The 25,576-nt window shown below is 34.3% G+C and carries 27 protein-coding genes and 1 pseudogene; 6 read left to right on the top strand and 22 right to left on the bottom strand.

Going from position 1 to position 25,576, the window contains the following annotated elements; all coding sequences use genetic code 11:
• From FNW38_RS12090 to FNW38_RS12060, 7 genes and pseudogenes are all read right to left on the bottom strand, one after another.
• Nucleotides 1–341: pseudogene (locus FNW38_RS12090) on the bottom strand (IS1595 family transposase); the annotation flags it as partial.
• A gap of 271 nt (nt 342–612) precedes the next feature.
• A complete protein-coding gene (gene cas2, locus FNW38_RS12085) occupies nt 613–942 on the bottom strand; it encodes a CRISPR-associated endonuclease Cas2 (protein ID WP_144066662.1) in 330 nt (109 codons plus the stop codon).
• Nucleotides 918–1,832, bottom strand: a complete 915-nt coding sequence (cas1, locus tag FNW38_RS12080; RefSeq protein ID WP_144066663.1) for a type II CRISPR-associated endonuclease Cas1 — start codon at nt 1,830–1,832, stop codon at nt 918–920. Before cas1 ends, cas2 begins: the two co-directional genes overlap by 25 nt.
• A 264-nt stretch (nt 1,833–2,096) precedes the next feature.
• A complete protein-coding gene (locus FNW38_RS12075) occupies nt 2,097–2,846 on the bottom strand; it encodes a shikimate dehydrogenase family protein (RefSeq protein WP_144066664.1) in 750 nt (249 codons plus the stop codon).
• Nucleotides 2,846–4,243, bottom strand: a complete 1,398-nt coding sequence (locus FNW38_RS12070; protein WP_143386688.1) for a tetratricopeptide repeat protein — start codon at nt 4,241–4,243, stop codon at nt 2,846–2,848. Before FNW38_RS12070 ends, FNW38_RS12075 begins: the two co-directional genes overlap by 1 nt.
• Nucleotides 4,244–4,557: 314 nt before the next feature.
• Nucleotides 4,558–5,748, bottom strand: coding sequence for an aspartate aminotransferase family protein (locus tag FNW38_RS12065; protein WP_144066665.1), 1,191 nt, complete (start codon nt 5,746–5,748; stop codon nt 4,558–4,560).
• Between the two features lie 825 nt (nt 5,749–6,573).
• Nucleotides 6,574–8,205 carry an OstA-like protein gene (locus FNW38_RS12060; protein ID WP_394344765.1) on the bottom strand — a complete coding sequence of 544 codons (1,632 nt, stop codon included), beginning with the start codon at nt 8,203–8,205 and terminating at the stop codon, nt 6,574–6,576.
• Nucleotides 8,206–8,477: 272 nt separating this feature from the next.
• Between FNW38_RS12060 and FNW38_RS12055 the strand changes: the two genes are divergently transcribed.
• Nucleotides 8,478–10,346, top strand: a complete 1,869-nt coding sequence (locus tag FNW38_RS12055) for an alpha-amylase family protein (RefSeq protein WP_144064555.1) — start codon at nt 8,478–8,480, stop codon at nt 10,344–10,346.
• 140 nt (nt 10,347–10,486) lie between these two features.
• On the opposite strand, the gene FNW38_RS12050 is transcribed toward FNW38_RS12055, so the two are convergent.
• From FNW38_RS12050 to rsfS, 7 genes are all read right to left on the bottom strand, one after another.
• A complete protein-coding gene (locus FNW38_RS12050) occupies nt 10,487–11,257 on the bottom strand; it encodes a superoxide dismutase (RefSeq protein ID WP_143386685.1) in 771 nt (256 codons plus the stop codon).
• A gap of 8 nt (nt 11,258–11,265) precedes the next feature.
• The gene (locus FNW38_RS12045) at nt 11,266–11,535 is read right to left on the bottom strand and encodes an acyl-CoA-binding protein (protein WP_143386684.1); all 270 of its coding nucleotides are present in this window, start codon (nt 11,533–11,535) and stop codon (nt 11,266–11,268) included.
• Complete coding sequence (locus tag FNW38_RS12040; RefSeq protein WP_143386683.1) at nt 11,535–12,188, bottom strand: phosphatidylserine decarboxylase family protein; 654 nt, start codon at nt 12,186–12,188, stop codon at nt 11,535–11,537. Before FNW38_RS12040 ends, FNW38_RS12045 begins: the two co-directional genes overlap by 1 nt.
• Nucleotides 12,178–13,068, bottom strand: coding sequence for a phosphatidate cytidylyltransferase (locus FNW38_RS12035; protein ID WP_144066666.1), 891 nt, complete (start codon nt 13,066–13,068; stop codon nt 12,178–12,180). The genes FNW38_RS12040 and FNW38_RS12035 overlap by 11 nt, the downstream gene beginning before the upstream one ends.
• 1 nt (nt 13,069) lies before the next feature.
• Nucleotides 13,070–13,672 carry a lactate utilization protein B/C gene (locus tag FNW38_RS12030; protein ID WP_143386681.1) on the bottom strand — a complete coding sequence of 201 codons (603 nt, stop codon included), beginning with the start codon at nt 13,670–13,672 and terminating at the stop codon, nt 13,070–13,072.
• Between the two features lie 113 nt (nt 13,673–13,785).
• Entirely contained in the window at nt 13,786–15,711 is a 1,926-nt protein-coding gene (ftsH, locus tag FNW38_RS12025) for an ATP-dependent zinc metalloprotease FtsH (RefSeq protein ID WP_143386680.1), read from the bottom strand.
• A gap of 15 nt (nt 15,712–15,726) precedes the next feature.
• The gene (gene rsfS / locus FNW38_RS12020; RefSeq protein WP_144064557.1) at nt 15,727–16,098 is read right to left on the bottom strand and encodes a ribosome silencing factor; all 372 of its coding nucleotides are present in this window, start codon (nt 16,096–16,098) and stop codon (nt 15,727–15,729) included.
• 94 nt (nt 16,099–16,192) lie between these two features.
• On the opposite strand from rsfS, the gene FNW38_RS12015 reads away from it, so the two are divergent.
• On the top strand, nt 16,193–16,921 hold the full coding sequence (locus tag FNW38_RS12015) for a biotin--[acetyl-CoA-carboxylase] ligase (RefSeq protein ID WP_143386679.1): 729 nt from the start codon (nt 16,193–16,195) through the stop codon (nt 16,919–16,921).
• 68 nt (nt 16,922–16,989) lie between these two features.
• On the opposite strand, the gene FNW38_RS12010 is transcribed toward FNW38_RS12015, so the two are convergent.
• Nucleotides 16,990–17,382 carry an SRPBCC family protein gene (locus FNW38_RS12010; RefSeq protein ID WP_143386678.1) on the bottom strand — a complete coding sequence of 131 codons (393 nt, stop codon included), beginning with the start codon at nt 17,380–17,382 and terminating at the stop codon, nt 16,990–16,992.
• 34 nt (nt 17,383–17,416) lie between these two features.
• Nucleotides 17,417–18,058 (bottom strand): orotate phosphoribosyltransferase, encoded by a 642-nt coding sequence (gene pyrE / locus FNW38_RS12005; protein ID WP_143386677.1) that lies wholly within the window; start codon nt 18,056–18,058, stop codon nt 17,417–17,419.
• 7 nt (nt 18,059–18,065) lie between these two features.
• Between pyrE and FNW38_RS12000 the strand changes: the two genes are divergently transcribed.
• Both FNW38_RS12000 and FNW38_RS11995 read left to right on the top strand, forming a co-directional pair.
• Nucleotides 18,066–18,671, top strand: coding sequence for an NUDIX hydrolase (locus FNW38_RS12000; protein ID WP_143386676.1), 606 nt, complete (start codon nt 18,066–18,068; stop codon nt 18,669–18,671).
• 399 nt (nt 18,672–19,070) lie between these two features.
• On the top strand, nt 19,071–20,417 hold the full coding sequence (locus tag FNW38_RS11995) for a DEAD/DEAH box helicase (RefSeq protein WP_144064558.1): 1,347 nt from the start codon (nt 19,071–19,073) through the stop codon (nt 20,415–20,417).
• 229 nt (nt 20,418–20,646) lie between these two features.
• On the opposite strand, the gene FNW38_RS11990 is transcribed toward FNW38_RS11995, so the two are convergent.
• The 6 genes from FNW38_RS11990 to FNW38_RS11970 all read right to left on the bottom strand — a co-directional run bounded on the left by FNW38_RS11990 (nt 20,647) and on the right by FNW38_RS11970 (nt 23,552).
• Nucleotides 20,647–21,225, bottom strand: a complete 579-nt coding sequence (locus tag FNW38_RS11990; protein WP_143386674.1) for a PhnA domain-containing protein — start codon at nt 21,223–21,225, stop codon at nt 20,647–20,649.
• A gap of 169 nt (nt 21,226–21,394) precedes the next feature.
• On the bottom strand, nt 21,395–21,850 hold the full coding sequence (gene coaD, locus FNW38_RS11985) for a pantetheine-phosphate adenylyltransferase (RefSeq protein WP_143386673.1): 456 nt from the start codon (nt 21,848–21,850) through the stop codon (nt 21,395–21,397).
• Between the two features lie 118 nt (nt 21,851–21,968).
• On the bottom strand, nt 21,969–22,157 hold the full coding sequence (locus FNW38_RS18005; RefSeq protein ID WP_394344766.1) for a DUF5615 family PIN-like protein: 189 nt from the start codon (nt 22,155–22,157) through the stop codon (nt 21,969–21,971).
• Nucleotides 22,154–22,318, bottom strand: a complete 165-nt coding sequence (locus tag FNW38_RS18000; RefSeq protein WP_218043844.1) for a DUF5615 family PIN-like protein — start codon at nt 22,316–22,318, stop codon at nt 22,154–22,156. Before FNW38_RS18000 ends, FNW38_RS18005 begins: the two co-directional genes overlap by 4 nt.
• The gene (locus FNW38_RS11975; protein ID WP_218043705.1) at nt 22,315–22,539 is read right to left on the bottom strand and encodes a DUF433 domain-containing protein; all 225 of its coding nucleotides are present in this window, start codon (nt 22,537–22,539) and stop codon (nt 22,315–22,317) included. The genes FNW38_RS18000 and FNW38_RS11975 overlap by 4 nt, the downstream gene beginning before the upstream one ends.
• A 38-nt stretch (nt 22,540–22,577) precedes the next feature.
• Entirely contained in the window at nt 22,578–23,552 is a 975-nt protein-coding gene (locus FNW38_RS11970; protein ID WP_143386672.1) for a D-alanine--D-alanine ligase, read from the bottom strand.
• A 348-nt stretch (nt 23,553–23,900) separates the two neighbouring features.
• On the opposite strand from FNW38_RS11970, the gene FNW38_RS11965 reads away from it, so the two are divergent.
• Entirely contained in the window at nt 23,901–24,524 is a 624-nt protein-coding gene (locus tag FNW38_RS11965) for a PASTA domain-containing protein (RefSeq protein ID WP_143386671.1), read from the top strand.
• Nucleotides 24,514–25,557, top strand: a complete 1,044-nt coding sequence (locus FNW38_RS11960; protein ID WP_143386670.1) for an RluA family pseudouridine synthase — start codon at nt 24,514–24,516, stop codon at nt 25,555–25,557. The genes FNW38_RS11965 and FNW38_RS11960 overlap by 11 nt, the downstream gene beginning before the upstream one ends.
• Nucleotides 25,558–25,576: the final 19 nt, after the last annotated feature.

The raw sequence follows: 25,576 nt of genomic DNA, 5'->3' as shown, positions 1-25,576 counted from the left end.
ATAAACATTCTTGCCGTTTTTTCTTGAACTCCAAAACGAACTGCCATTTGAGATGCAGAAAGACTTTTTGTGGTTGTGGCCATTTCAAAACAAATGAAAAATGCTTTTCTTAATCCAAATTTTACTTTATGGAATAGAGTATTAGCCATAGCCGATTCGGTATCACTACAAATATTGCAAGTTCTTGCATAATCTTTACGAATTTGACTTTTGGTATAGCTACATTTTCTGCAAACATATTGCTCCGACCATTTGATATTTGAGAGGTATTCTCTACAATCTTGATCACTCTTGAAGCGTTCAGCAAACTCTATGAGGTTTTGACCTTTGAATATTTCCATTTTTCCTATGTTTTATAAGACTTTAAAGATATGAAATTAAATACCTACCTCAATAAATTTGGTTTTAAAAAAAGCAGATGAGTTTTTATTTAAAGTTGAAAAAACATTAAATATCGTTTCTAAAAATCCTGAAACTTTTAAAAGCATCATTTTTCTTCAAAAACGTAAGGGTTGGAATTAGCAGCTAACAAACTTCTTTTTATTATGAAATAAACAATCATAGTATTATTGTTTTATATTTTTGGGATAACCGTCAAGAACCAATGTTTTTCTAAAACAATTCTAGTTGCGTTGGCGCATCAATATTTTCCTGTTTGGTCTTGCCTAAATAATTGATAATCATGCCAAATTGTTTGTCGGTGATGCGTAAAACACTCACTTTTCCTAATGGGGGAACGAGTCGGTTAATACGTTTTTCATGTACATCGGCACTTTCACCACTGGCGCAATGCCGAATATAAACCGAATATTGCATCATGCTGAAACCGTCTTTTAGTAAATTTCCGCGGAATTGAGACGCATTTCTTCTGTCTTTTTTTGTTTCGGTCGGCAGGTCAAAAAATACAAAAAGCCACATTATTCGGTATCCGTTAAGTTCCATAATTTAGGATATTTAATTTTTTTACGGTCACCTGTAAAACATTGTTGGAGCGAGCTTGCCGTTTTTTGTAAACCTATCATTAACGGGCTTTTCTCTTCCTTGAAATAAACGGTTCGGGTTAGCATTTGCAACATTTCAGCTTTTATTGCCGTGTTGAGTTCTTGTTCTTGGTATCGTTGCATTATCTCAAAAACTTTTTCGTCAACAATGGGGCGGAAGGGTTCCATAATGTCATCTGCAAGGGCAAAAGCATTGTATTTACTTTTGTGATGAATACCAAGTGTATTCAATAATCCGCTACCGGAAAGTGCTCGGGCGGTTGCAGCTCTCAAAATAGCATAACCGTAGTTTAAAAAATTGTTTGGATAATCGCCATAGCGTTCTCTTTTTATTCCATCTTTTTCATGATTAGGCAAAGGAAAATTTTTCCAATATTGCTGTGCCGCAACACCTTCCATATTTGTGGTGTCACCGCTTAACACTTTACTTGCCAGAAATTCAAAAGTATTTTTATTTTCAGTTATTTTTTCCAGCAATTCCCCTTGATTCTTAATTTTTTCAATTATAGTCTGTTGCCATAATTGCTTTTTTAGAGGAATGGAAGCTTCGATTTGGTTTTTGAATATTTCCTGCTGAATATGATGGCTGTTGAGGTTGAGTAACATTCCATTGGGTAGATGGTTGCTGCCGCAAATAATAATAGCGGTATTGTTTTCTACAATTAAGTTCATTGCAGGAATGCTAAGGTAAATTTCAGCATGATCAAGCACAAGAAACCCTACGTCTTCTATTGGAATAGTACTTTCCCTTATTTCTGATTTCAGCACTAACTGTTGATTTTTTGTCGTAATAGAAGACTTGTTTTCGATGAGGATAGTTCTTTTGATCATTATTTAAGTTGTTAAATTGATTGCAAGACTTTGATTTTCAGTCAAATTAACAGATTAAATAATTAACGACTTTACGGGAAACCTCAATCGAAGTTTAAAACCTTTTTTATATAAAAAAATCGTCTTGTTTTAAAACAGCATTATGCTAATTTTAAAACAAGACGATCTATAAAAATTCAATGCTAATTAATTAGTTCAAGCGAGAGCTAAAACAATTATATCTGTAAAACAAAAATTCGATATGACAAGAAATAAACTTCTTAACTATTTATTCCAAATTTTCCAGGCTTTCTCCGCTTGAAAAATAAGCATATCCAAACCATTTTTGATTTGTGCTCCTTGTGCTGCGGCTTTTTTAAGGAATTGTGTTTCAGCAGGATTGTAAATCAAATCATAAGCAATGTGTTTATCCGTGAAAAACTCATACGGGATTAATGGAAATGCATCCACATTAGGGCTTGTTCCTACCGGAGTGGAATTTATTATGATTTGGTAATTATCGAATGTTGTCGCGTTGATTCGGTCATAATCGATAGCATTTTCTTTGGCTTCTCTGGAAACAAAAGTGTAAGGAATGTCCAGTTCATCCAGAGCAAAAGCAACCCCTTTAGAAGCGCCTCCTGTGCCTAAAATCAAGGCTTTTTTATGGTGTGGTTGCAATAAAGGTTCTAATGATTTCTTGAAACCATAATAGTCTGTATTGTACCCTTTTAATTTTCCTTTTTTGGTAATTTTAATGGTATTTACAGCCCCTATTTGCGCCGCTTTTTTTGATAATTTATCCAGAAATGGAATTACCGTTTCCTTGTACGGAATGGTAACATTCAATCCTTTTAAATCCGATGTATTTTTAATTATCTCTGGAAAAGCAGTTATTTCTTGAATATCGAAATTTTCATAGGTACAACCTGTGAAGTTTTCATTATTGAATTTATCGGTAAAATATCCTTTCGAAAAAGAATAATTAATGTTGCGTCCTAATAATCCAAAGCGTTTTTTAACTGTATCAACCATTATAATTTTTTATGTTTTGCAATATAATTCTGCACCATTTTTTTTGCCCAAACCACTGGAAATAAGTCTTCAATAAGAATATAATTGTCAAAATTCAATCGCATGGCATTGCTCAAATGGAATTTTGCTTTGGTGTTTTGTGATATCATGAAATACAATCCAGCCAAACGGTATTCGACTTCATTTTCTTCCGGAAAATATTCAGATGCTTGTAATAAAGTTTGAATAGCGCTTTCGAATTCCCCCAAAAACTGAAGAATATCAACCCAAAATAACCAAGTGTCTAATTGATAATCACCAAATTCGACTGCTTTTCTATATCCAAATTCGGCTTCTTCAAAGAAGTTCATTTGTTTATTAATGGTTGCAAAGCGTTTCCAATACAACCGATTTTGATTGTCAATTGCTAATGCTTTGTTGACATAAAATAATGCTTTCTGATAGTTTTTTTGGCGTACATAAAAATCAGTAATGGCAATCCATCCCTTGTCTAAAAGGGGGTCTTCATGAACAGTTTTGTTGAAATATTTTAATGCTAAAACTTTGTTTCCTAATTTTTCATAGCATTTCCCCATTCGAAGTAAAGCATACGAAGTCGCATCATCTAATTCTATGGTTCTGCTATAACTTTCTATGGCTTCTGCGTATTTTTTTAAACGTTCGTAAGCTTTTGCTTTTTCCATGAAAGCACCAAGGAATTCATCGTCGATTAAAGTAGCATAATCAAAGGCGCGAATTGCATTTTCATATTCTTTAACTCCATAATGCAAACGACCCAGTTGATGCCAGGCGATTTCGCTGTATGGGTTTTTGTCAATATATTTATTCAAATAGGTTATAGCCTCTTGATTTTGATCTAAAAATTCAAAACAATACACTACGTTATATAACGCTGATTGGTCTTCCAAATCTTCTTCTAAACACTTGATAAAGCTTTCTTTGGCCATTTCAAGATTATCCATAAAAAGATATTCCATGCCCATTAAATTATAGACATCAGCATAATCATCGGTATATTGTAACGCTATGTTTAGTAATTCAACCGCCTTTTCGTGTTGGTCTCTTTTAGAACAAATATTAGCTTTTTGAATGTAAATTTCTTCATTGGTTGGTTCAATGGCGTACAACTCATTCAATAGCTTTTCGGCTAATTCGAGTTTGTCATCATAGACAAGCATTTCCACTTGGACCAGTTTTAGTCCGGTAGATTTTGGATGTTGTTCCAATGCCAGTTTGAGCGCTTTTTTTGCCAAAGCGGCCTTACCCATATCGAGATAATGAAGAATAATTTCTTCAAATTCTTCGGAGTCAAAAAAGAGCACTTTGTTGGTTTTCAACATGGACTCAAATTTAGACAATGATAAGTTATAGTCTTCTTCTTCGTTGCTTAATTGCATACTGTGTGTTTTTAATTTGGCCTAAATAAATTTAGGTAATCGTGCTTGTAATGTGAGGGAAAGTTAGAATTGTTGTGAACAATTTAATTAACAAAAATAGCTTTGGTTTAATACTGATGCCATAGCCCTGATAAGAGTGGAAATCCTTTCCTGACCTGAACTTGTTTTCAGGTTCCTGAAACTCGTTCAGGGCAGGAAAGATTACTTCACAATACTCTTGTTTTTATTGGAGTTCAGTGAATTTCATTTGCAACGGATAGCAGGACACGAGCGAAGCGAACTGACGAAGTAAATAGCTCCCAATTGCGATATTTTTAAATATTCTTGTTCAAAATTTCATTCATTACTTCAAGCATTATGGAACAGCCTTCACGTATTTCCTCATTGGAAATGGTTAGTGGCGGTGTAATTCTAATTGCGCATCCTTCAAATAGCAGCCAGAATAAAATGAGTCCTTTGTCTTGACATTTGAGAATCACTTCGTTTGTTATATCGGCACTTTCTGTCATTGCAGCCAGCATTAATCCTTTTCCTCTTATTTCTTCTATCAAAGGATGTACCAAAAGTGTTCTGAATAGCTTTTCTTTCTCCATTGCTTCGGCCATGAGGTTGGTCTCAGTTATTTCCTGCAAAGTCGCCAAACAGGCTGACGCAATGACAGGGTGACCCCCAAAAGTCGTGATGTGTCCCAGTTTTGGGTCATGACTTAACAAATCCATCATGGCTGATGAAGCCGTAAAAGCACCTACAGGCATGCCGCCGCCCATTCCTTTTCCCATAACCACAATATCAGGAACGACATCATAATTTTGGAATCCGAAAAGTTTTCCCGTTCTCCCGAAGCCAGGCTGAATTTCATCCAAGATCATTATAGCACCCACTTCGGTACATCGTTGACGTACTTTTTGGAGGAAATCGTTATGCGGTTGTATAAACCCAGCACCACCTTGAATGGTTTCCAGAATAATTCCTGCAGTTTTGGTCGTTATTTTTTGTAAATCTTCTTTGTTGTTGAACGTAATGAAATCAACATCGGGAATCAACGGACGAAAAATTTGTTTGCGTTCTTCAAATCCCATGACGCTCATAGAACCCATGGTGTTCCCGTGATAGGCATTGTGACACGAAATCAGTTGGCTTCTTCCGGTAGTTCGTCTGGCGAGTTTTAAAGCACCTTCAATGGCTTCTGTTCCTGAATTCACCAAATAGGTTTTGTCTAAAGGTGCGGGCAGGAGTGAGGCCAATAGCTTGCAATACTGAACGGCGGGACTTTGTGAATATTCGCCATATACCATTACGTGCGAATATTTGTCTAACTGATCTTTGATGGCCTGATTAACTCTCGGATGTTGATGTCCCAATGCGCAAGCGGAAACTCCGGCTACAAAATCCAAGTATTTTTTATTGTTGGAATCGTAAATATAAGAACCTACAGCATGCGATACTTCCATACCTAATGGATAAGGAGATGTTTGTGCTTGGTATTTTAGGAAATCGGTATTCACGGTTTTGTGAGTTTAATTTTGAGCTACAAAAATATTTCTTTTAAACAATAAAACCACCCCATTTTGATTCTAAAATGGGGTGGTTTGTAAAATTTAGAATAAATTAACTTTTATTGGTCACAAGCATAGTTTAAAACTATGCACTTTAGTGCATTTCGCTTTTAGCTTCTAAAAAAAATCAAACACGAATTTCACAAATTACCACGAATTAATTTGTGAAATTCGTGTTTAAGTATTACATTTTTCATTCTTGCAGACTTTCAGTCTGCCAACCAAATCTATGGACTTTTAGTCCATAGTGGTTTAGTTAGTTGATTTAGTTGATACGTTTGAATTTGTAATTATTTCCTTCAAAGCTACTTGATTGGTTTAGTATTAATTGGATGGGGGGTATAATCATTTTACCCCAAAAAGCTACGTTTTAAAATACTAATTTTTTTCTAAGGATAGATTAAAAATTAGTCAATCTTTGTAATAAAATGGGGAATTCATGTTTGAAATCACGTATAAAGTAAGTGAAAAAGGAGGTAAATTTTTTCATAATAGAAAGTATTTAATGGTTTCACTAACCAAGATAGAACATTAAATAACCAGAAAAAAAAGAAATCGATGAGAAGCTAAATTAGCCGATAAAACTAGTGTTTGAGGATTGTTCGCTTGGCTTTTTATAGAATTATTGGTTAATTTTTTTTTTGATGTACCAAAAAAGCAAGGAATAGCTAATGGCGACGAAGTGTACTGCACCAACCGAAATAATCCGTGTCCTATTTTTAATTAATCTTCATGATAATAAGACACTGCAAGCTAAAATTTGCGATCTGAACACTATTTTTTGCTTTTTTTCTTATCATAATTCAATGTTTCCTTTCGGATTTTCATCGGAACACCTTTCTTATCATCTTCAGCTTTGGTTTCTTTGGCTATTTCTTCGTTGCCTTCATTCTCCTCCGGAGGAAAAATATCGTCTTTGGATTTTATTCTTTCATCGCCACGCCAGACTAAACCTCGAAGTTTTCGTGCATTTTCAGGTAAATCTTTTTCAGGATAAATATCACCATCCACTTGCTTAAAAAAGGTGATGGTTTCTATCGCATTTTTATCAAAAATGATATTGATTTTACTGCTCACATTTTTGTTGATTCCAATGAGTTCTTTAGCATCGTTTCGCATGTAATAGATGACCTCCGCATTTTTTACAATATCTACCTCGTGCAATTTTCCTTCTATAAACTTACCATAGAGGTTTTGTCCTTTCACTTGATTATAGCCCGTTCCCAGCGTATCTTTCGAGACTAGGAAAGTATTATTGAGGACTTTGAGCGAATCGAGTTCTTGGGTGTTGTTATTTCCAATAAGGTGCATAACGTCGCCTGTAATTTGGTTTTCGCCATTCCAAAGTATCGGATTTCCTATCAGTTTTGTTAAGGCTGTTTTTGAACTCGAATGAATCGAATCACATTTGCCACTCATGTCTGTTTTATAAAATCGAACATTGTTGAACGCCCGAATAATACGATTCCCTTCTTTACCGGTAACCATTAATTTTTTGCCATGAATATAAACCGAGTCATTTTCGACAAAGTTTACAGCAACAGCTCTTTTGGTTACAAACATAGAATCTTGTTTTTTATATATTTCGGCATAATTTCCTTTAACAATTCCGCGATTGATAGAATCCGTTATTTTGACATTTCGTGTTGCCGATGCAAATTCCCTGTTTCGGTCATAATACAAACTATCGCCCTTTATAACCCGATCATCATATCTTATATAGGATTTATTGAGAAAATGGGCAAGATTTTTTTTGGTGTCATAAAAACCTTTTTCAGTATAAATATAATTAGCTTTACTGGTAATTGTGGAAGGTCCAAAAAGATAGGAATGCCCCGAATTACTAAAATAATCCAAATGATTTGTTTTTATTACGTACGTTGGATTAGTGATAGTAACTGCCGTAAGAAATTGGAATTTTTTTTCGGCAACATAGTATTTTCCTGATTTGCTTTTTAAAGTATTATCCTTATTTACGATTGTTCCCGGCGAATTGTAAAACACTTCCTGGTTGTTTCTGTCAAAGTTGATGGTGTCTGTAGCCAAAGTAGCATCCGGAGAATTCATAACTGCATTTCCGGTAGCAAATGCTTTTTTTACATTTCCATTGTATTCGGCATATTTACTGTTTAAAAATAAAGTATCTCCTTGAACTAATTGTACATTTCCAAAAGCCTTAATGTAATTTTCCTTTTGAAAGTAATAGGCTTTATTACATGTTAAAACTACTCCGTCATGATTCACACGTACGTTTCCGGTAAGCAAAACAGCATCTGGTATTTCAACTTGATTAACATCAAAATAATCAGAATGTTCTACAACAATTTTTTTTGGTGCTTGCGCCAAAATCAAATTAGTACAAAGCAATAGCAAGCAACAACGAATGAAAAATAGCGGTTTCTTCAATGGATTTAATTTTTGTCAAATTTATGAAAAAGGAAACAACCATAATCTATATTAGGATTTATTTATAATTCCATAAAATGACATAGAAATTCATTTTGTATTGTTTTTAAAGTTATCAACAAATAGCGTTACTCTTTCGTTGTAGTATGCGTTTTAAAAAACGCATCCATTTTAATTTTAACTGATATTGGCTTCTTTAATCTAAAATATATTAAATTTAAAAATTGATTTAGGATGTCGAAAAAAGTATTAAAATCAGCAGAATATTTTATATGATAAAAACAACAACTATTGTTGCAGGGATTAGCTTAGTGCTTTTGGCAACGGCTTGTAAAACGAAAGATTTAAAAATGAACACAGAACAGAAAGAGTCAGTCTCAAATAAAAAAGAAGTTGTATATCAGGTTTTTACCCGATTATTCGGAAATAAAAATACCAATAATAGACCTTGGGGAACCATTGAGGAAAATGGAGTAGGGAAGTTTAACGATTTTACGGATACGGCATTACAGGAGATAAAGGATTTAGGAGTTACTTATATTTGGTACACCGGAGTTCCGCATCATGCTCTGATACGGGATTACACCGCAATTGGAATTTCTAATGATGATCCTGATGTAGTCAAAGGAAGAGCTGGTTCTCCTTATGCAGTAAAAGATTATTACAATGTAAACCCTGATTTAGCTGTAAATCCAGCCAATCGTCTGCAAGAATTTGATGCTTTAATTGCTCGAACGCATAAAGCAGGATTAAAGGTCATTATAGATATTGTTCCCAATCATATTGCACGTAAATACGAAGGAAAAAATAATCCGGAAGGAGTTAAAGATTTTGGAGCTGATGATGATGTTTCTGTTGAATATAAAAGAGATAATAACTTCTATTATATTCCAAATACTCACTTTGAAGTACCAGATACGGATAAACCATTAAATGGAGAAAAGAATCCATTAGTTGATGGAAAATTCGAAGAAAGTCCTGCAAAATGGACTGGTAACGGTTCTCGTATGGCAAAGCCCGACCGTAATGATTGGTATGAAACGGTAAAAGTAAATTACGGAATTCGTCCTGATGGTTCCAAGGATTTTCCAGAACTTCCCGTTGGTTTTGATACAAAATCATATCAAGAACATTTCGATTTTTGGAAAGGAAAAGAGGTTCCGGATTCTTGGAAAAAATTCAAAGATATAGCCTTGTATTGGACTGCCAAAGGGGTTGATGGATTTCGATATGATATGGCCGAAATGGTGCCGTATGAATTTTGGAGCTATATGAATTCGGCAATAAAAATAAATAATCCGAATGCTTTTTTATTAGCCGAAGTGTATAATCCAAAAGAATATAGAAATTATATTCATCTTGGTAAAATGGATTATTTATATGATAAGGTAGAAACGTATGATAAATTGAAAGATATCATTCGTGGAAAATCGTTGCCTGACGGATTATCAAACATAAAAAACGGAATGACAGATATTGAGCATCATATGTTGCATTTTCTGGACAATCATGATGAACAACGTTTGGCAAGTCCTGAATTTGCAGGAACTGCTCAAAAAGGGAAACCATTAATGGTAGTTTCAACCACTATTAGCACTTCGCCTACAATGATTTATTTTGGTCAGGAAGTGGGTGAGGCAGGAAATGAAAATGGAGGTTTTGGGACCCATTCCAGAACTTCAATTTTTGATTATGTTGGAGTTCCAAATCATCAGCGATGGATGAACGGAGGAAAATTTGACGGTGGTCAACTAACTCAAAGCGAAAAAGACTTACGCGATTTTTATAAGAGATTACTGAATTTCTCTCTCAATAGTTCTGCTTTAATGGGAAAATTCCAAGAAATTCAAACCATTAATCGTCAGGGAACTAAAAAGTATGATTCGGGAATTTATGCATTCACCCGTTGGTCCGATACTCAAAAATTAATAATAGTCACTAATTTTTCTTGGCTTACAAGGAGTAATTTCGAGTTAAAAATTCCTTCGGATATTATTAAAAAATGGAATTTGAAAGACGGTAATTATACTATAAAAGATCAATTGTATACTAAAAGTTCCATTCATTTAAAGGTTTTGAATGGTGAAGGAAAAGCCCAAATTAGTATTGCGCCTTCAGAATCGTTTATTTATCAATTATAGAAAATGAAGCAGCCATTTTAGTTTACATAAGCTCATTTAGTTTTATGGTAATCTTGTAAATGGATACTATTCAAAAACAAAAAAATGCTAATATAAGTTCGTATCAGCATTTTTTTGTTTTTGAATTAAAAGCGATAAAATTATTTTTTTATCGCTGCATCGTAATTTTCACCTACTTTTTTCCAATTGATTACGTTAAAAAAGGCGTCTATATAACTTTTTCTTCTATATTGGTAGTCCAAATAATAAGCGTGTTCCCAAACATCTAAAGCTAATATTGGAGTTCCGGGAATAAGTGCATTTTGCATCAAGGGATTATCCTGATTTTGAGTACTGGTCACTTGGAGTTTTCCGGTTTTATCTACCACAAGCCATACCCAGCCGGAACCAAATTGTTTTGTAGCTTCATTTTTGAATAATGTCGCAAAGTTTTCAAATGAACCAAAATCTGTTGTAATAGTTTCGGCTAAAATATCTTGAGGCAGTCCACCAGCTTTAGGAGCCATACATTGCCAGTATAAAGTGTGATTGTAATAACCGCCTGCATTGTTTCTAATGTTAGCATCATTCAAATCTAATTTTGACAATACTTCCTCAATCGTTAGGTTTTCCAATACTGTTCCTGCTAGCGCCTTGTTCAAATTATTAGTATAGGTCAGGTAATGTTTAGAATAATGCATTTCTAGCGTAGCAGCCGAAATATTTGGTGCTAATGCATCATATGGATAAAGTAATTTTTCCAGTTGAAAAGCTCCTTCATTTGCTTTTACATCATCTGGAACTCCTAAGGATATTTTTTCTTGAGCCGTTGGTAGCGGAACCTCTACAACTTCGGTGAGTTTTTTGTTATTGCATGAGAGTAAGAGGGTTACTAATACTAAACAAGGGATACAAAAATTAAACTTTTTCATGACTAACATTATTTTTTCAAAATAGAATTGATGATTTCGATATACTGTTCTTTTGCTTCATCTGCAGTAAGATGACTAATTTGCATCCAAGCATTTGTTTTGAAAGCATCCCTTAAATGGTAATTTGAGGTTTGTTTTAGATCTAAAGTTCCCAAAGTAGCCTGTTTATAAAAGGCATAAAGTCTCAACTGGACATCTTGTGGTAAAGATGCCTGGGTCATTTTAGAAGCTATTTTTACTGCCTCTTCAAATCGGGTATCTAAATCTTTTTCAATCATTATCCTTTTGTAGCAATAATTGTTTTTCCGCCTATGGCTTTTTGATTCAATACGACATTTACTTGTGTTCCCAATGGTAAAAAGAGATCTACTCTTGAGCCAAATTTTATAAATCCGGCATCAGTTCCCTGAATTACCTGCATTCCTTCTTGGGCGTAATTTACGATTCTTTTTGCCAATGCACCTGCAATTTGACGGTATAAAACAGCGCCGAATGTTTTATTTTCGACCACTATGGTTGTTCTTTCGTTTTCTTCGCTCGCTTTTGGATGCCAAGCCACCAGGAATTTTCCAGGATGGTATTTACTGAATTTTACAATTCCACTAAGCGGATAACGAGTGACATGCACATTAATGGGCGACATAAATATGGAAATCTGCAAACGTTTGTCTTTGAAATACTCGCTTTCAAAAACTTCTTCAATAACTACAACTTTTCCATCAACAGGAGCAATGATATGATTTTCATTGATTATCACTGTTCTTTTTGGGTTTCTGAAAAATTGCAGGATGATAATCAAAAGCAATAAAGTAGCTATTTGAATAGTCATTTTAATCCAGCTCGTGTCAATAAAATTGTCTGTCAATAAAAGTACAATAGCCGTGAAAATTGTAGCTAATAAAATAGATTGGGTTCCTTCTTTATGAAACATAGTTTAAAATTTGATAAAATAAAAAAATAATTGGTGCTACAAATATAACACTATCTAATCGATCTAGTATGCCTCCATGACCTGGCATTATGTTTCCGCTGTCTTTTACGCCTGCAATACGCTTGAATTTAGATTCAATTAAGTCTCCTATAGTACCTGCAATTCCAACAATAACAGCTATAGAAGTCCAAATTAGGATAGATCTGTCACTAAATTCAGGATTGGCCTTGATGTAGTATTTTGATATTAAATAACCCGCAAAAATCGCAAAAACGATTCCTCCTAAGAACCCTTCAATGGTTTTCTTAGGGGATATTTTTTCAAATAATTTGGTTCGGCCCATAGATTTACCTACAATATAAGCAAAGGTATCATTAGTCCAGATTAATATGAATAATCCAATTATAATTTTAGGATTATAGTCATATATTCCAAATGAAATTTTGGTAATAAATACAAATGGGAGTATAATATACCCTAATAAATACAAGTATTTTGAGGAAGTACTTATTTTTTGAATGTTGTCATAAAATAAGAAAAGAATGCATTTTATAGATACCACCAATGCTATAACCAATAATACGACGTCTAATTGTTGTATGTTTATTGAAATTTCTAAACTAGTATTGAATACCTGATTGATAGTATCAGTAGTAATTTTATTGTAATGACTTACCAAAGTTACTGTAGTATATAAAACTGTTCCGAAAAGAATTGGAAATAATTTATGTATTTGAATTAGATTACAAAATTCATAAACTGCTATAATAAGAAAGATACCAAAAAGAATAAAAAAACTTTCCGTTGAATATAAAATAGAAGCGAGTAATAATATAATATAAATAGCTCCTGATATACCTCGTTTTAGAGTTTCATTCATCTTAAAGATCTTCTAAAAGCAATAAATAAAGATTTTTGGCTGAACTTCCGTATTGTGTAAAATCTTCTTCTTTGGCTTTCTCGAAATATTTTATAGTAGTAATATTGGTAGGGTAATCTCTTTCGTATTTTTTTTTTATAGCACTTAGTCCATCGCTTTTGGTTCCAATAATTTGGCTTGTATTTGCAAGAACAATAATGTTTGCAGGTAACTCGTTTGGTTTATTTTGTTTGATTTGTTTGGATGAGAATAAGATAGAACCTTCTTCAGCAATCAAATTTTCACAACGTGCAAGTAGGAATTTTGGGTTTTTAGGATTGTCATAGCTTAGTTTGTTGTCATCTAATATCCCAAAAAGATTGGGTTCATAGCATAAAACTTCGCTTTCAAACCAGTCATTTTCTTCTAGTATGTTTTCAAATTGTTCTTTTACCTCTTCAGAATTTTCACAGTATAAAAATTTACCTCCATTTTTTTTGAAATTATAGATAAATTTTTCATCTATAGAGGTAGTGTTATCATCAGAGGATTTATTAAATTCACTTTCTTTATCTTCCTCAGAAGCCGGATTGCTAGAACCAAAAATTTTTCTAAAAAGACTCATATTCTTTTAAACTACTTTATTTATTATTTGAAAACGTTCAAAGATAAAAAAATCTTAATTCAAAAGAGGTTTTTGAATTAAGATTTTAAAAATAATTAAATAATATGTGTTTTTTAAGAGACTACTTCCTCAAGATTTTTATCAAATGTTCTTTTTCCAAAAATAGCTTCCAAATCATCTTTGAAAATAACTTCTTTTTCGATTAAAATATTTGCTAGTTGATTTAGTTTGTCTTTATTTTCTTCTAATATATCAATAGCTCTTTGGTATTGACTTTCAATAAGTAATGAAATTTCTTCGTCAATAATTTTAGCTGTTTCTTCAGAATATGGTTTTGAAAAACTGTATTCACTTTGTCCGGTTGAATCATAATAGGTAACATTACCTATTTTTTCATTCAAACCATAAATAGTTACCATAGCACGTGCTTGCTTGGTTACTTTTTCTAAATCGCTTAATGCACCAGTAGAAATTCTGTTGAATGTTACTTTTTCGGCTGCTCTTCCGCCCATAGTAGCGCACATTTCGTCTAGCATTTGGTCAGGACGAACAATTAATCGTTCTTCCGGTAAATACCATGCTGCACCTAAACTTTGTCCTCTAGGGACAATAGTTACTTTTATTAACGGAGCTGCATGTTCCAGCATCCAACTCACCGTTGCGTGACCAGCTTCATGAATAGCAATTGCTTTCTTTTCTTCTGGAGTTACAATTTTATTTTTCTTTTCAAGACCACCAACAATTCTGTCAACGGCATCTAAGAAATCTTGTTTGTCAACTGCTGTTTTGTTATGTCTTGCAGCAATCAAGGCTGCTTCATTACACACATTGGCAATATCAGCACCAGAAAAACCTGGAGTTTGTTTTGCTAAAAAGTCAGTATCCAATCCTTCTACTTTTTTCAAAGGAGCAAGGTGTACTTTAAAAATTTCAGCACGCTCACGAATATCTGGTAAGTCTACAAAAATTTGTCTGTCAAAACGACCCGCACGCATCAAGGCTTTGTCAAGGACGTCAGCTCTGTTTGTTGCAGCTAAAACAATTACATTAGAATTGGTTCCAAAACCGTCCATTTCTGTCAGTAATTGGTTCAACGTATTCTCACGTTCATCATTTCCACCGGACATATTACTTTTTCCTCTTGCTCTACCTACTGCATCAATCTCATCGATAAAAATAATAGCTGGAGATTTTTCTTTGGCTTGTTTGAATAAATCACGTACACGTGAAGCACCTACACCTACAAACATTTCCACAAAATCAGAACCGGATAAAGAGAAAAATGGCACTTGAGCTTCACCTGCTACGGCTTTCGCCAACAAAGTTTTCCCAGTTCCTGGAGGTCCAACCAGTAAAGCTCCTTTTGGAATTTTACCACCTAGATTAGTATATTTCTCAGGGTTTTTAAGGAATTCAACAATTTCTTGTATTTCTTCTTTAGCTCCTTCAAGACCAGCAACATCTTTAAATGTAGTTTTTATATCCGTTTTTTCGTCAAAAAGCTTCGCTTTTGATTTTCCGATATTGAAAATTTGTCCGCCGCCACCGCCACCGCCGCCTGACATTTTTCTCATTATAAAAATCCAAACACCTATAATGATAATGATAGGCAATAGACTTATTAGGATGTCTGACCAATTGTTTTTTGGCAAGAAGTTAAAATCTTTCAATTTCCCTTCATTAACCGCTTTTTCAAGCTTAGTTTGAAATATTTGATCATTACCAATATCAAAAGAGTAATGTGGACCTTTATTAGGTCTGTCAAAAATATCTTTTGCAACTTTTTTGTGTGTTGCATCTTTTAATGCCGCAGCGTTTAAATAGACTTCTGCTTCTGTTTTATTGTAAACAATAACCTTTTCAATTTGACCTTTTTCTAAAAAATTATTAAATTTAGAAGAAGTTAATTGTGCTGGCTCTTGAATACTTGAACCCCCGGTTATAAAACTTATAAACAAGAAAATTAATAATATTGCTGTATAAATTAACCAAGGACTTATTTTAAATTTATTCGAATTTTGATTATTATCTTTAGCCATTAGAAGTATGTTTCTTTAGTATTTGTTTTCGATTGTAGTAATTTTTGCATCACCCCAAAGACTCTCGATATTATAGTATTCTCTTATGTGTTTTTGGAAAACGTGAACTACGATATTTACATAGTCCATAAGAACCCATTCCGCATTATCAGTTCCTTCAACATGCCAAGGCTTGTCTTTTAATTCCTTTGAAACTGTTTTTTGTATGGAGTTAACGATAGCCTTAACTTGAGTGTTTGAATTTCCGTTGCAGATGATGAAATAGTCGCAAACCGCGGTGTCTATTTCTCTTAAATCAAGAATATCGATGTCATTTCCTTTTACTTCTTCTATTCCTTTAATGATGTTCGCTAATAGAACGTCATTATTTATAGTCTTTTTCGCCATGAATTATTTTATATAAGTTTGTAAAGTTACCATTTTTTGTGATTATTTTTGAACCTTAACATAATATTAAATTCTGTTTCACAAAAAAACGTATATGAAAGTTATCAAACTCGATGCCATAGATTCAACAAATGAATTCCTAAAAGGGCTATCGAATAAACAGGAACTCGAAAACTTTACTGTTGTTACTGCTGAAAGCCAAACAAAAGGTAAGGGGCAAATGGGAGCTGTTTGGGCTTCTGAAGCTAGTAAAAACTTAATAATGAGTGTTTTGATTAAAGGATTTTTATCAGATATTTGTCAGATATACAATCTGAATATCGCAGTCTCTCTTGCTGTAATCGAGGTTCTGGAAACCAGCAAGATTCCTGATCTTAGCATAAAATGGCCTAACGACATAATGTCATATAATAAAAAAATAGGTGGCATTTTGATAGAAAACAGTATCAAAAGTGACGGAAGTATTATTTCTATTGTGGGCTTAGGTCTAAATGTAAATCAAACTAATTTTGAAAATTTGCCCAAAGCATCTTCTTTGGCGGCTATTTGCAATACAAAATTTGACAAAGAGGAGTTGCTTTTTTCGATTATGGATAAAATAGAAAATAATGTAAAGTTATGGGAACAAAAATCCAATTTTTTATGGTCCAATTACACCGATAAACTGTTCAAAAAAGCGGTTCCAATGCCTTTTTCTAATCAAAATAATCAAAATTTCATGGGAATTATTCAAGGTGTTTCCTCTGTTGGAAAACTTCAGGTCCTTTTAGAAGATGATAGTATTTCTGAGTTTGACATCAAGGAAATTCAGATGTTGTATTAAAAAAAAGATGTTTAAAGTTGAAATAAATTCATACTCTAAACATCTTTTTTAATTGATTATATCGTCTCTTACAATTTTACCATGTTAACAGCTAATGTTTCGATAAATTTCCCGATAGGGCCTTTAATCATCATAGCCATCATAGGATTAAAGTCTCCTTCGAAATCAAGTTTTACATCACTGGAATTATCCGAAACAGCATCAATATTTGCTATTAAAGTAAAAGGAAGTTTATCGCTTGCAGCACCCAGGACTATTTTATTTGGCGCTACTTTTTCTTTCATTTTTAATTTTATTTCCGGCATACCTTTCAACCCAAAAATGAATGCATCATCACCAATAACTTCAAATTTAGCGATAGTATCAGGCATCAATTTTTCAAAATTTTTAACATCACTCAATAATTCAAACAATTCTTGAGCTGATTTTGGAACAGTAACTTTTGGACTTTCTAAGTTCATGGTTTAGTGTATTGTATTTTTATATTTTCTTTACTTAGACACACCAAGTTGATGGACTCACGTTCCATTCTCTAAGCGTTTGTTCTTCTTCTTCGGTAATATATTTTTTGGCAACGGCCAAATTCAACAGATTCTGATAATTACTTAGTGTGAACAAATCGACATTTGCAGCTGCAAAATTCTGACCTGCTACATCAAAACCATATGTAAATATTGCTGCCATACCTTTTATGTTTGCCCCTGCTGCACGCAAAGCTTCAACTGCAAGTAAGCTACTGTTTCCGGTACTGATCAAGTCTTCTACAACGACTACATTTTGTCCTTTTTGTAAAAAACCTTCTACTTGGTTTAATCTCCCATGTTTTTTTGGTTCTGGACGCACATACACAAATGGTAATCCTAAACTCTCTGCTACGAGCATTCCAATTCCTATTGCCCCTGTGGCTACACCGGCAATAACATCGGGTTTACCAAATTGTTTTTCAATATTTTTGGAAAATTCATCACGGACATAATTTCTTATGGCTGGAAATGAGAGTATTAATCGGTTATCACAATAAATAGGTGATTTCCATCCGGAAGCCCATGTAAAAGGATTTCCTGGATTCAATTTAATTGCATTTATTTGCAAAAGCAATTCGGCTGTTTTTTCGGCTGTATCTTTATTAAAAATCATAATACAAATGTATAAAGTTTTTGTTAACGACAAACCACTTTTTTTGACAAATCACATCTCTAAGGAGACCGATTTTCAATTGTTCTTGTTAGAAAGTATTGACATAGAGCAGCTTATAATAAAAATATTTCAAAATAAAATCCAAAAAGCCTACTTATATCACCCCGATGAAAAGGAGATTATGAAGACTTTGAAAGCAAAAATTCCTGTTAACAAAGCAGGAGGCGGCTTAGTTTATAATAAAAAAGGAGAGGTTTTGTTCATTTTTAGAAACGGAAAATGGGATTTACCTAAAGGCGGCATTGAAAAAGGAGAAGAAATTGAAGCCACAGCCATGCGTGAAGTAGAGGAAGAAACTGGCGTAAATTTATTATCGGTATCCCATAAACTTCAAAAAACATATCACGTTTTTAAACGCAATGGAAAGTACAAACTCAAAATTACGCATTGGTTCGAAATGCAAACTGATTTTGAAGGCACGCCTCAAGGACAATTAGAAGAAGGAATCGAAAAAGTGGCCTGGATGAATCCGGAACAAATTAAGGAAGCTTTAAAAAATTCCTATGAGAACATAAAGTTATTATTTGAAGAAGAAAAGAATTTACATTCATAAATCATTATTGATTTGGGCGTGTCACCATTTGAGAAAAGGGGCTAAGTAACAGTTGCTACTTTTGCCCCTTTTCTCAAATGCTGTCAGGCTATCCGCAGCACATGGTGCTTAGCTTTTATCCTTCACGCGGGAGCAGTGTTCAGATGGCAGTTTGCAGTATTCAGTTCGCAAATAGTCTACAGAATACTTTGTGTTGTAGATTATGTTTTTTTGTTTTTCGTTTTTTCATCTTTGTCAAAGTTTTAAACTTTGACAAAGATTACAAAGATTACCAAAAACAACGCTTCTGAAACTTTGGGATTCTCCTCTGCCAAACTGATTACTGACCACTGAGACTGAAAACTGCGACTGAATACTAAAAACTGAATACTGACCACTTTTTTTAAGTACTTTTGCAAAATGAATAAGAAACACCATTCCAACAATATACTTTTGAATTTAGGTATCGAAAGCCTAAACGAAATGCAGGTAGTAGCGCAAGATGCTATCTTAAATGACAATAATGTTTTATTGCTTTCGCCAACAGGTTCAGGAAAAACACTGGCTTTTTTGTTGCCTGTTTTAGAAATGTTACAGACTGAAATTCAATCGGTTCAATGTTTAATTCTGGTTCCATCTCGTGAATTAGGTTTGCAAATTGAACAAGTTTGGAAAAAAATGGGAACCGATTATAAAGTAAATGTGTGCTACGGCGGACATTCCATTGATACAGAAATTAAGAATTTAAGCAATCCTCCAGCGGTTTTAATAGGAACGCCGGGAAGAATTGCAGATCATATTGACAGAGGAACTTTTCGTGTGGATAAAATCCAAACGTTGATTCTGGATGAATTTGATAAATCATTGCAATTGGGTTTCCATGAGCAAATGTCATTTATCATTGGAAAACTAACAAAACTGAACAAACGTGTTTTGGTTTCGGCAACTTCCGATATTGAGATTCCAAGATATACACGTGTGGTGAATCCAACAATTTTGGATTTTATTCCAGAAAACGAAGAAGAAACGAATCTTTCCATGAAAATGGTCGTTTCTCCAGCCAAAGACAAAATAGGAAGTTTATTCAACCTGATTTGTTCGTTGAAATCACAGTCGGCAATTGTTTTTTGCAACCATCGTGATGCTGCGGAACGCATTAGTGACACTTTAAACGAAAAAGGAATCTATGCCACGTATTATCATGGTGGAATGGATCAGGACGAGAGAGAACGGGCGCTAATCCAGTTTAGAAACGGAAGTGTTAGTTATTTAATCACAACTGATTTGGCAGCTCGTGGTCTTGATATTCCCGAAATGAATCACGTGATTCATTATCATTTGCCATCCAAAGAAGATGAATTCACGCATAGAAATGGTAGAACTGCACGTATGCTAGCTTCTGGAACGGCGTATATTATTGCTCATGAAAGTGAGAAAAAAATGGATTACATCGATTATGGTATGGAAGCTTTGAAGGTGGAAAACTCCACTTCATTACCAAAACCACCAGAATTTCAAACCATTTACATCAGTGGCGGAAAGAAAAATAAACTGAATAAAATTGATATCGTAGGTTTCTTTTCTCAAAAAGGAAAACTGGAAAAAGGCGATTTGGGATTAATCGAAGTAAAAGATTTTATCTCTTTTGCCGCAGTGAAATTCAATAAAGTAAAAGATTTACTGCACGCCATTAAAGATGAAAAAATGAAAGGCAAGAAGTTTAAAATTGAAGTGGCTCGAAAAGTGATTAAGAAAGAAGAAGAGTAATTAGTATTCAGTGGTCAGTTTTTAGTGTTCAGTTAAAAAAGTAAGTAATCAGTGTTCCGTTTTTTAGTGAGCAGTAAAAAATATTCTAACAATAAAAAATCGTTAACAGTATATGATTTACTGTTAACGATTTTTTGCTATAATGAAGTCACTGATCACTCTTTTCTCTGACCACTGAATACTTTTTATCAACTTCAGGCACTGACCACTAAAAACTGACCACTGATGACTATATCTTTTTCACGTATTGTGTAATAATTACAATCTGCTGACCATCAACTTTACCTTCAATGTATTCGGCATTTTCGTGGTCTAGTCTGATGTTACGCACCGCGGTTCCTTGTTTGGCCACCATGCTTGATCCTTTTACTTTCAAATCTTTGATTAAAACTACTGAATCACCGTGTTCCAAAATTACTCCGTTGCTATCACGGTGAATCACTTTGTTTTCATCGTCTTCACCTTCGCCAGTTGCCTGTGCCCAAGCCAAAGTATCTTCGTCTAAATACATTTGATCCAATAATTCTTGAGGCCAACCTGCTGCACGCAAACGGCTTAACATTCTCCATGCTACAACTTGTACTGGAATATGCTCACTCCACATGCTGTCATTTAAACATCTCCAATGGTTTAAATCTACAGTATCCGGGTTTTCAATTTGATAGATACAGGTGCTACAAGCTAAAATACTTTCATCAATTCCACCTTTTTTGGTAGGTAACACTTGATATACTTTTAGGTTTTCAGTTGCACCACAAAGTTCACATTTAGATCCGCTGCGTTTATTTAATTCTCTTTCTATACTCATATCTAATGGCTTTTATTTTTGGCGAAAATACGGCTAAATAGCGCTTTTTACAAATTTATATTTTTACTGTTTATTTGTCAAGTCGAGCGCAGTCGAGACTAAATGATATGTCTCGACTGCGCTCGACTTGACAAAATCTCTAGGTAAACGAGATTGATTTTACTGATCCCTATTTCACTCTTACCGCATCGGGAACCAGCATTTCGTATTGTCCGCCGTTACGAATTACATCTCTTACAATACTGGAACTGATGTAAGAAGTTCTTGCGGCAGTCAATAAAAACACGGTTTCTATTTTAGATAAGCGTCTGTTCGTGTGGGCAATGGCTTTTTCGAATTCGAAATCTGCAGGATTGCGTAAACCACGAAGTATGAAATCAGCTTTTATTTTATGACACAAATCAATTGTTAAACCTTCATAGGTTATCACCGAAACTTTAGGTTCGTTTTTGAACGTTTCTTCGATAAACTGTTTTCTTTCTTCCAGTGAAAACATGTATTTTTTTTCGGCATTGACACCAATGGCAATTACGATTTCATCAAATAACGAAATGCTTCTTTTGATGATGTCTTCATGTCCTAAAGTAATGGGATCGAATGATCCCGGGAATATGGCTTTTCTCATTTATTTTTTTCTATTTTGTCATTCCGAGGAAGGAGGAATTTCATTGTGTTGTTTTTTCTTCCTCTTCGTCGAAATATCAATTTTATGCTGAAATAGTGTCAATTAAATTCACACTAAATTATTTAATTTCTAAACAAGCAATTTCGGAATAAGCAGCGGAACTAATAAAATCTTTAATGATTGCATTTCTAGAGTTTATAATATCTGCCAGAAAATCAGTTTTTGTATTACCAAAACGCAACCAAATTATTTTTGGTGGATGTCCTTTGAAATTTGATAAGTCAAAAAAATCGGCATCAAAAGTTATAATAGTAAATTTGTTTTCTTTGGCATATTTCCATATTTCAACATTTCAACATCTGAATAATTTTCAATTCCAAGTTGTCTGACTTGTTTTGCTTCAGGGAAATTTGCTTCAATTTTAGAGATAATTCTAAAAGAAATGTTTTGGTCAAACAACAACCTCACGATGCAATTTGAATTTTATGTTCTCTATCTGCAGCATAGGCTAGGCAAGCTTTGATTTGATTTTCGTTAAGTTCCGGAAAGTCTTCAATGATTTCATTTGTTGTCATTCCGTTTGCTAGCCAATTCAAAACATCAAAAACCGTAATTCGGGTGCCAATTATTGTTGGTTTACCAAAACGAACTTCGGAATTTATTGCGATATATTGTTTGTAATCAATCATAATGCTTTAGTTTTATACAAAGTTAACGAAATAATAAGTTATTCAGGCAACGCCAATTCTATCGCATTGGTAAACAAATCTTCCAATGAAATTCCGGCGGCTTTGGCTTGTTGCGGAATCAAACTTTCTGTTGTCAATCCTGGAATGGTGTTCATTTCCAACATGTGTGGTTCTCCATTTACCAATATAAATTCGCTTCTGGAGAAACCTTTCATTTTGAGGACTTCGTAAGCGCGTTTGGCTATTTCGCTTACTTTTTGCGTCATTTCATCTGAGATTCTTGCTGGGGTGATTTCTTGTGATTTACCCAAATATTTGGCTTCGTAATCGAAGAAATCATTATCAGAAACGATTTCGGTTATAGGTAAAACGGTTATTGTTCCTTTGTAATTGATGACTCCAACGGAAACTTCAGTTCCGTCAAGGAAACTTTCTATGATGATTTCGTTGTCTTCTTTGTAAGCAACTTCTATGGCGATTGGCAATTCAGCGATGGTTTTAACTTTGGAAATTCCAAAGCTGGAACCTGCTTTATTGGGCTTTACAAAACAAGGCAAACCTACTTTTTTTACAATTCCGTCGGTATTTACGATGTCGCCTTTGTTTAAGTAATAAGAAGTGGCAGTTTTTATTCCGTATGGTTTTAAAACTGACAATAAATCACGTTTGTTGAACGTTAAAGCTGCTTGATAATAATCGCAAGATGTTTGTGGAATGTTCAACAATTCAAAATACGCCTGCATCAATCCGTCTTCGCCCGGAGTTCCGTGTATGGCATTAAAAACACAATCGAAAGTGATTTTGTTTGCGTTTACCGTTACTGAAAAATCATTTTTATCAATAGGGAATTCGGCATCATTAGCATCAACATAAACCCATTTTTCTTTGAAAATATGGATCCGGAATCCGTTGTATTTAGTTTTGTCAAGAAATTGATATACGACGTTTCCGCTGATCAATGAGATTTTATACTCGCTGGAATATCCGCCCATGATGATGGCAATGTTTTTCATTTTTTGTTTGTTTGATTACTGTCATATTCTATTATAGAAAAACTACCCCCGCCTTTCAGGCACCCCTCCAAAGGAGGGGAAGGCATACGTATTCCCCTCTTTTGGAGGGGTGCCCAACGGGCGGGGTGGTTTTTCAGGTGTTGTAATGGGAAAGTTTTCTTTTGAAAACGGATGCCCTAGCCCTGATAGAAGTGGTATCCTTTTCTTTTTTTTCTTTAAAAAAAGAAAAGATACAAACGAATAGCAGGAAATAGCTCCAAATTGAAAAAGCCATTTTTTACTTAAACAAAATTATCATTTTTTTTGAAACGAAATAGCTTTATCTTTGCCACATATAAAAATAAATTTATGAGTTTACGTAAGTATCTTACCAGCCGTGTCTTTTTCGTACAAGTATTGATTGCTCTTGCCATTATTGCCGCTTTGGGTTATTTGTTTATGCATTGGTTGACTTTTACAACGGATCATGGTCATGAAATTGCTGTTCCGAATTTGAGTAAATTGACTGAAGAGCAAGTGGAGGAAAAGCTGGATGAGTTGGATTTAGATTACGTGCTTTTGGATAGTGTGGATTTTAGAAGTGATTTCCCTCAATTTAGTGTGGTGGAGCAAGATCCATCGCCGGGAACAAAAGTAAAAGTGGGTAGAAAAGTATATATAAAAATAAATGCTTCGGGATTTTCGTCTGTGCGAATTCCTGATTTGATTGAAAAAACGTATCGTGAAGCGGTGCCTACATTGAAAGCTTTAGGGCTTGAAGAAGGAACTGTTACCTATGTTCCAAATCTTGGAAAAGACATGGTTCTGGAAATGCGTTTCAAAGGAAGAAACCTGAAAGTAGGGGACAGAGTCTTGAAATCATCCAAAATTGATTTGGTTTTAGGAGACGGAAAAATGAGTTATGAAGAAGAGGAAAGTGCTACAGATAGTCTGGTAACACCAATAGAAGAAATACCAGTTGATGAACAATAATATTGATACAATAGATTTAGAAGAGGAGTTATTTGAACATTTCAGATTTGAAGTTCCTAAAGGGCAAGCGCCTTTGCGAATTGATAAATATTTGATGGGTTTGATTCAAAATGCAACTCGGAATAAAATACAAACCGCTGCAACTGAAGGGAATATTTTTGTAAATGACGCCACTGTGAAGTCGAATTACAAAGTGAAAGCCAATGATGTAGTTCGCGTTATGCTTACGCATCCGCCTTATGAAAACCATATTAATCCGGAGAATATTCCGCTTGATATTGTTTATGAAGATGATGCGTTGTTATTGATAAACAAATTGCCAGGAATGGTGGTGCATCCCGGTCACGGGAATTATACGGGGACTTTGGTGCATGCTTTGGCGTATCATTTTGATAATTTGCCTATGAACAGCAGCGAACGTCCCGGATTAGTTCATAGAATTGATAAAGATACTTCGGGTTTATTGGTTATTGCTAAAACCGAAGCCGCAATGACGCATCTTGCTAAGCAATTTGAAGCTAAAACTTCCGAAAGAGAATATATTGCTTTGGTTTGGGGAAATGTGGTCGAAGAGAAAGGAACGATTGAAGGAAACTTAGCGCGTCACCTGAAAGATCGTATGCAAATGGCGGTTTTTGCTGATCCGGAAATTGGGAAACCTGCCGTGACGCATTATAAAGTTTTGGAGCGTTTTGGTTACGTGACGTTGATTTCGTGCCAACTGGAAACAGGAAGAACGCACCAGATTAGAGCGCATTTAAAACACATAGGACATCCTTTATTTAATGACGAGCGTTATGGTGGTCATTTGATTCTAAAAGGAACTACGTTTACCAAATACAAGCAATTTATAGACAACTGTTTCAAAGCATTGCCAAGACAGGCTTTACACGCCAAGACTTTGGGCTTTGTACATCCTACCACTGGCGAGATGATGCGTTTTGATACAGAACTCCCACAAGATTTTCAAGATTGTATTGAAAAGTGGAGAGGGTATTCAAAATCCCATAGTACGGATGAAGAAGAAGACTAAAAATATGAAAAGCCCCGGA

Source organism: Flavobacterium gawalongense (genome assembly GCF_007097265.1).
GTDB lineage: Bacteria > Bacteroidota > Bacteroidia > Flavobacteriales > Flavobacteriaceae > Flavobacterium > Flavobacterium gawalongense.
The sequence above is the reverse complement of the archived record's forward strand: the minus strand, read 5'-3'. Positions and strand labels throughout refer to the sequence as shown.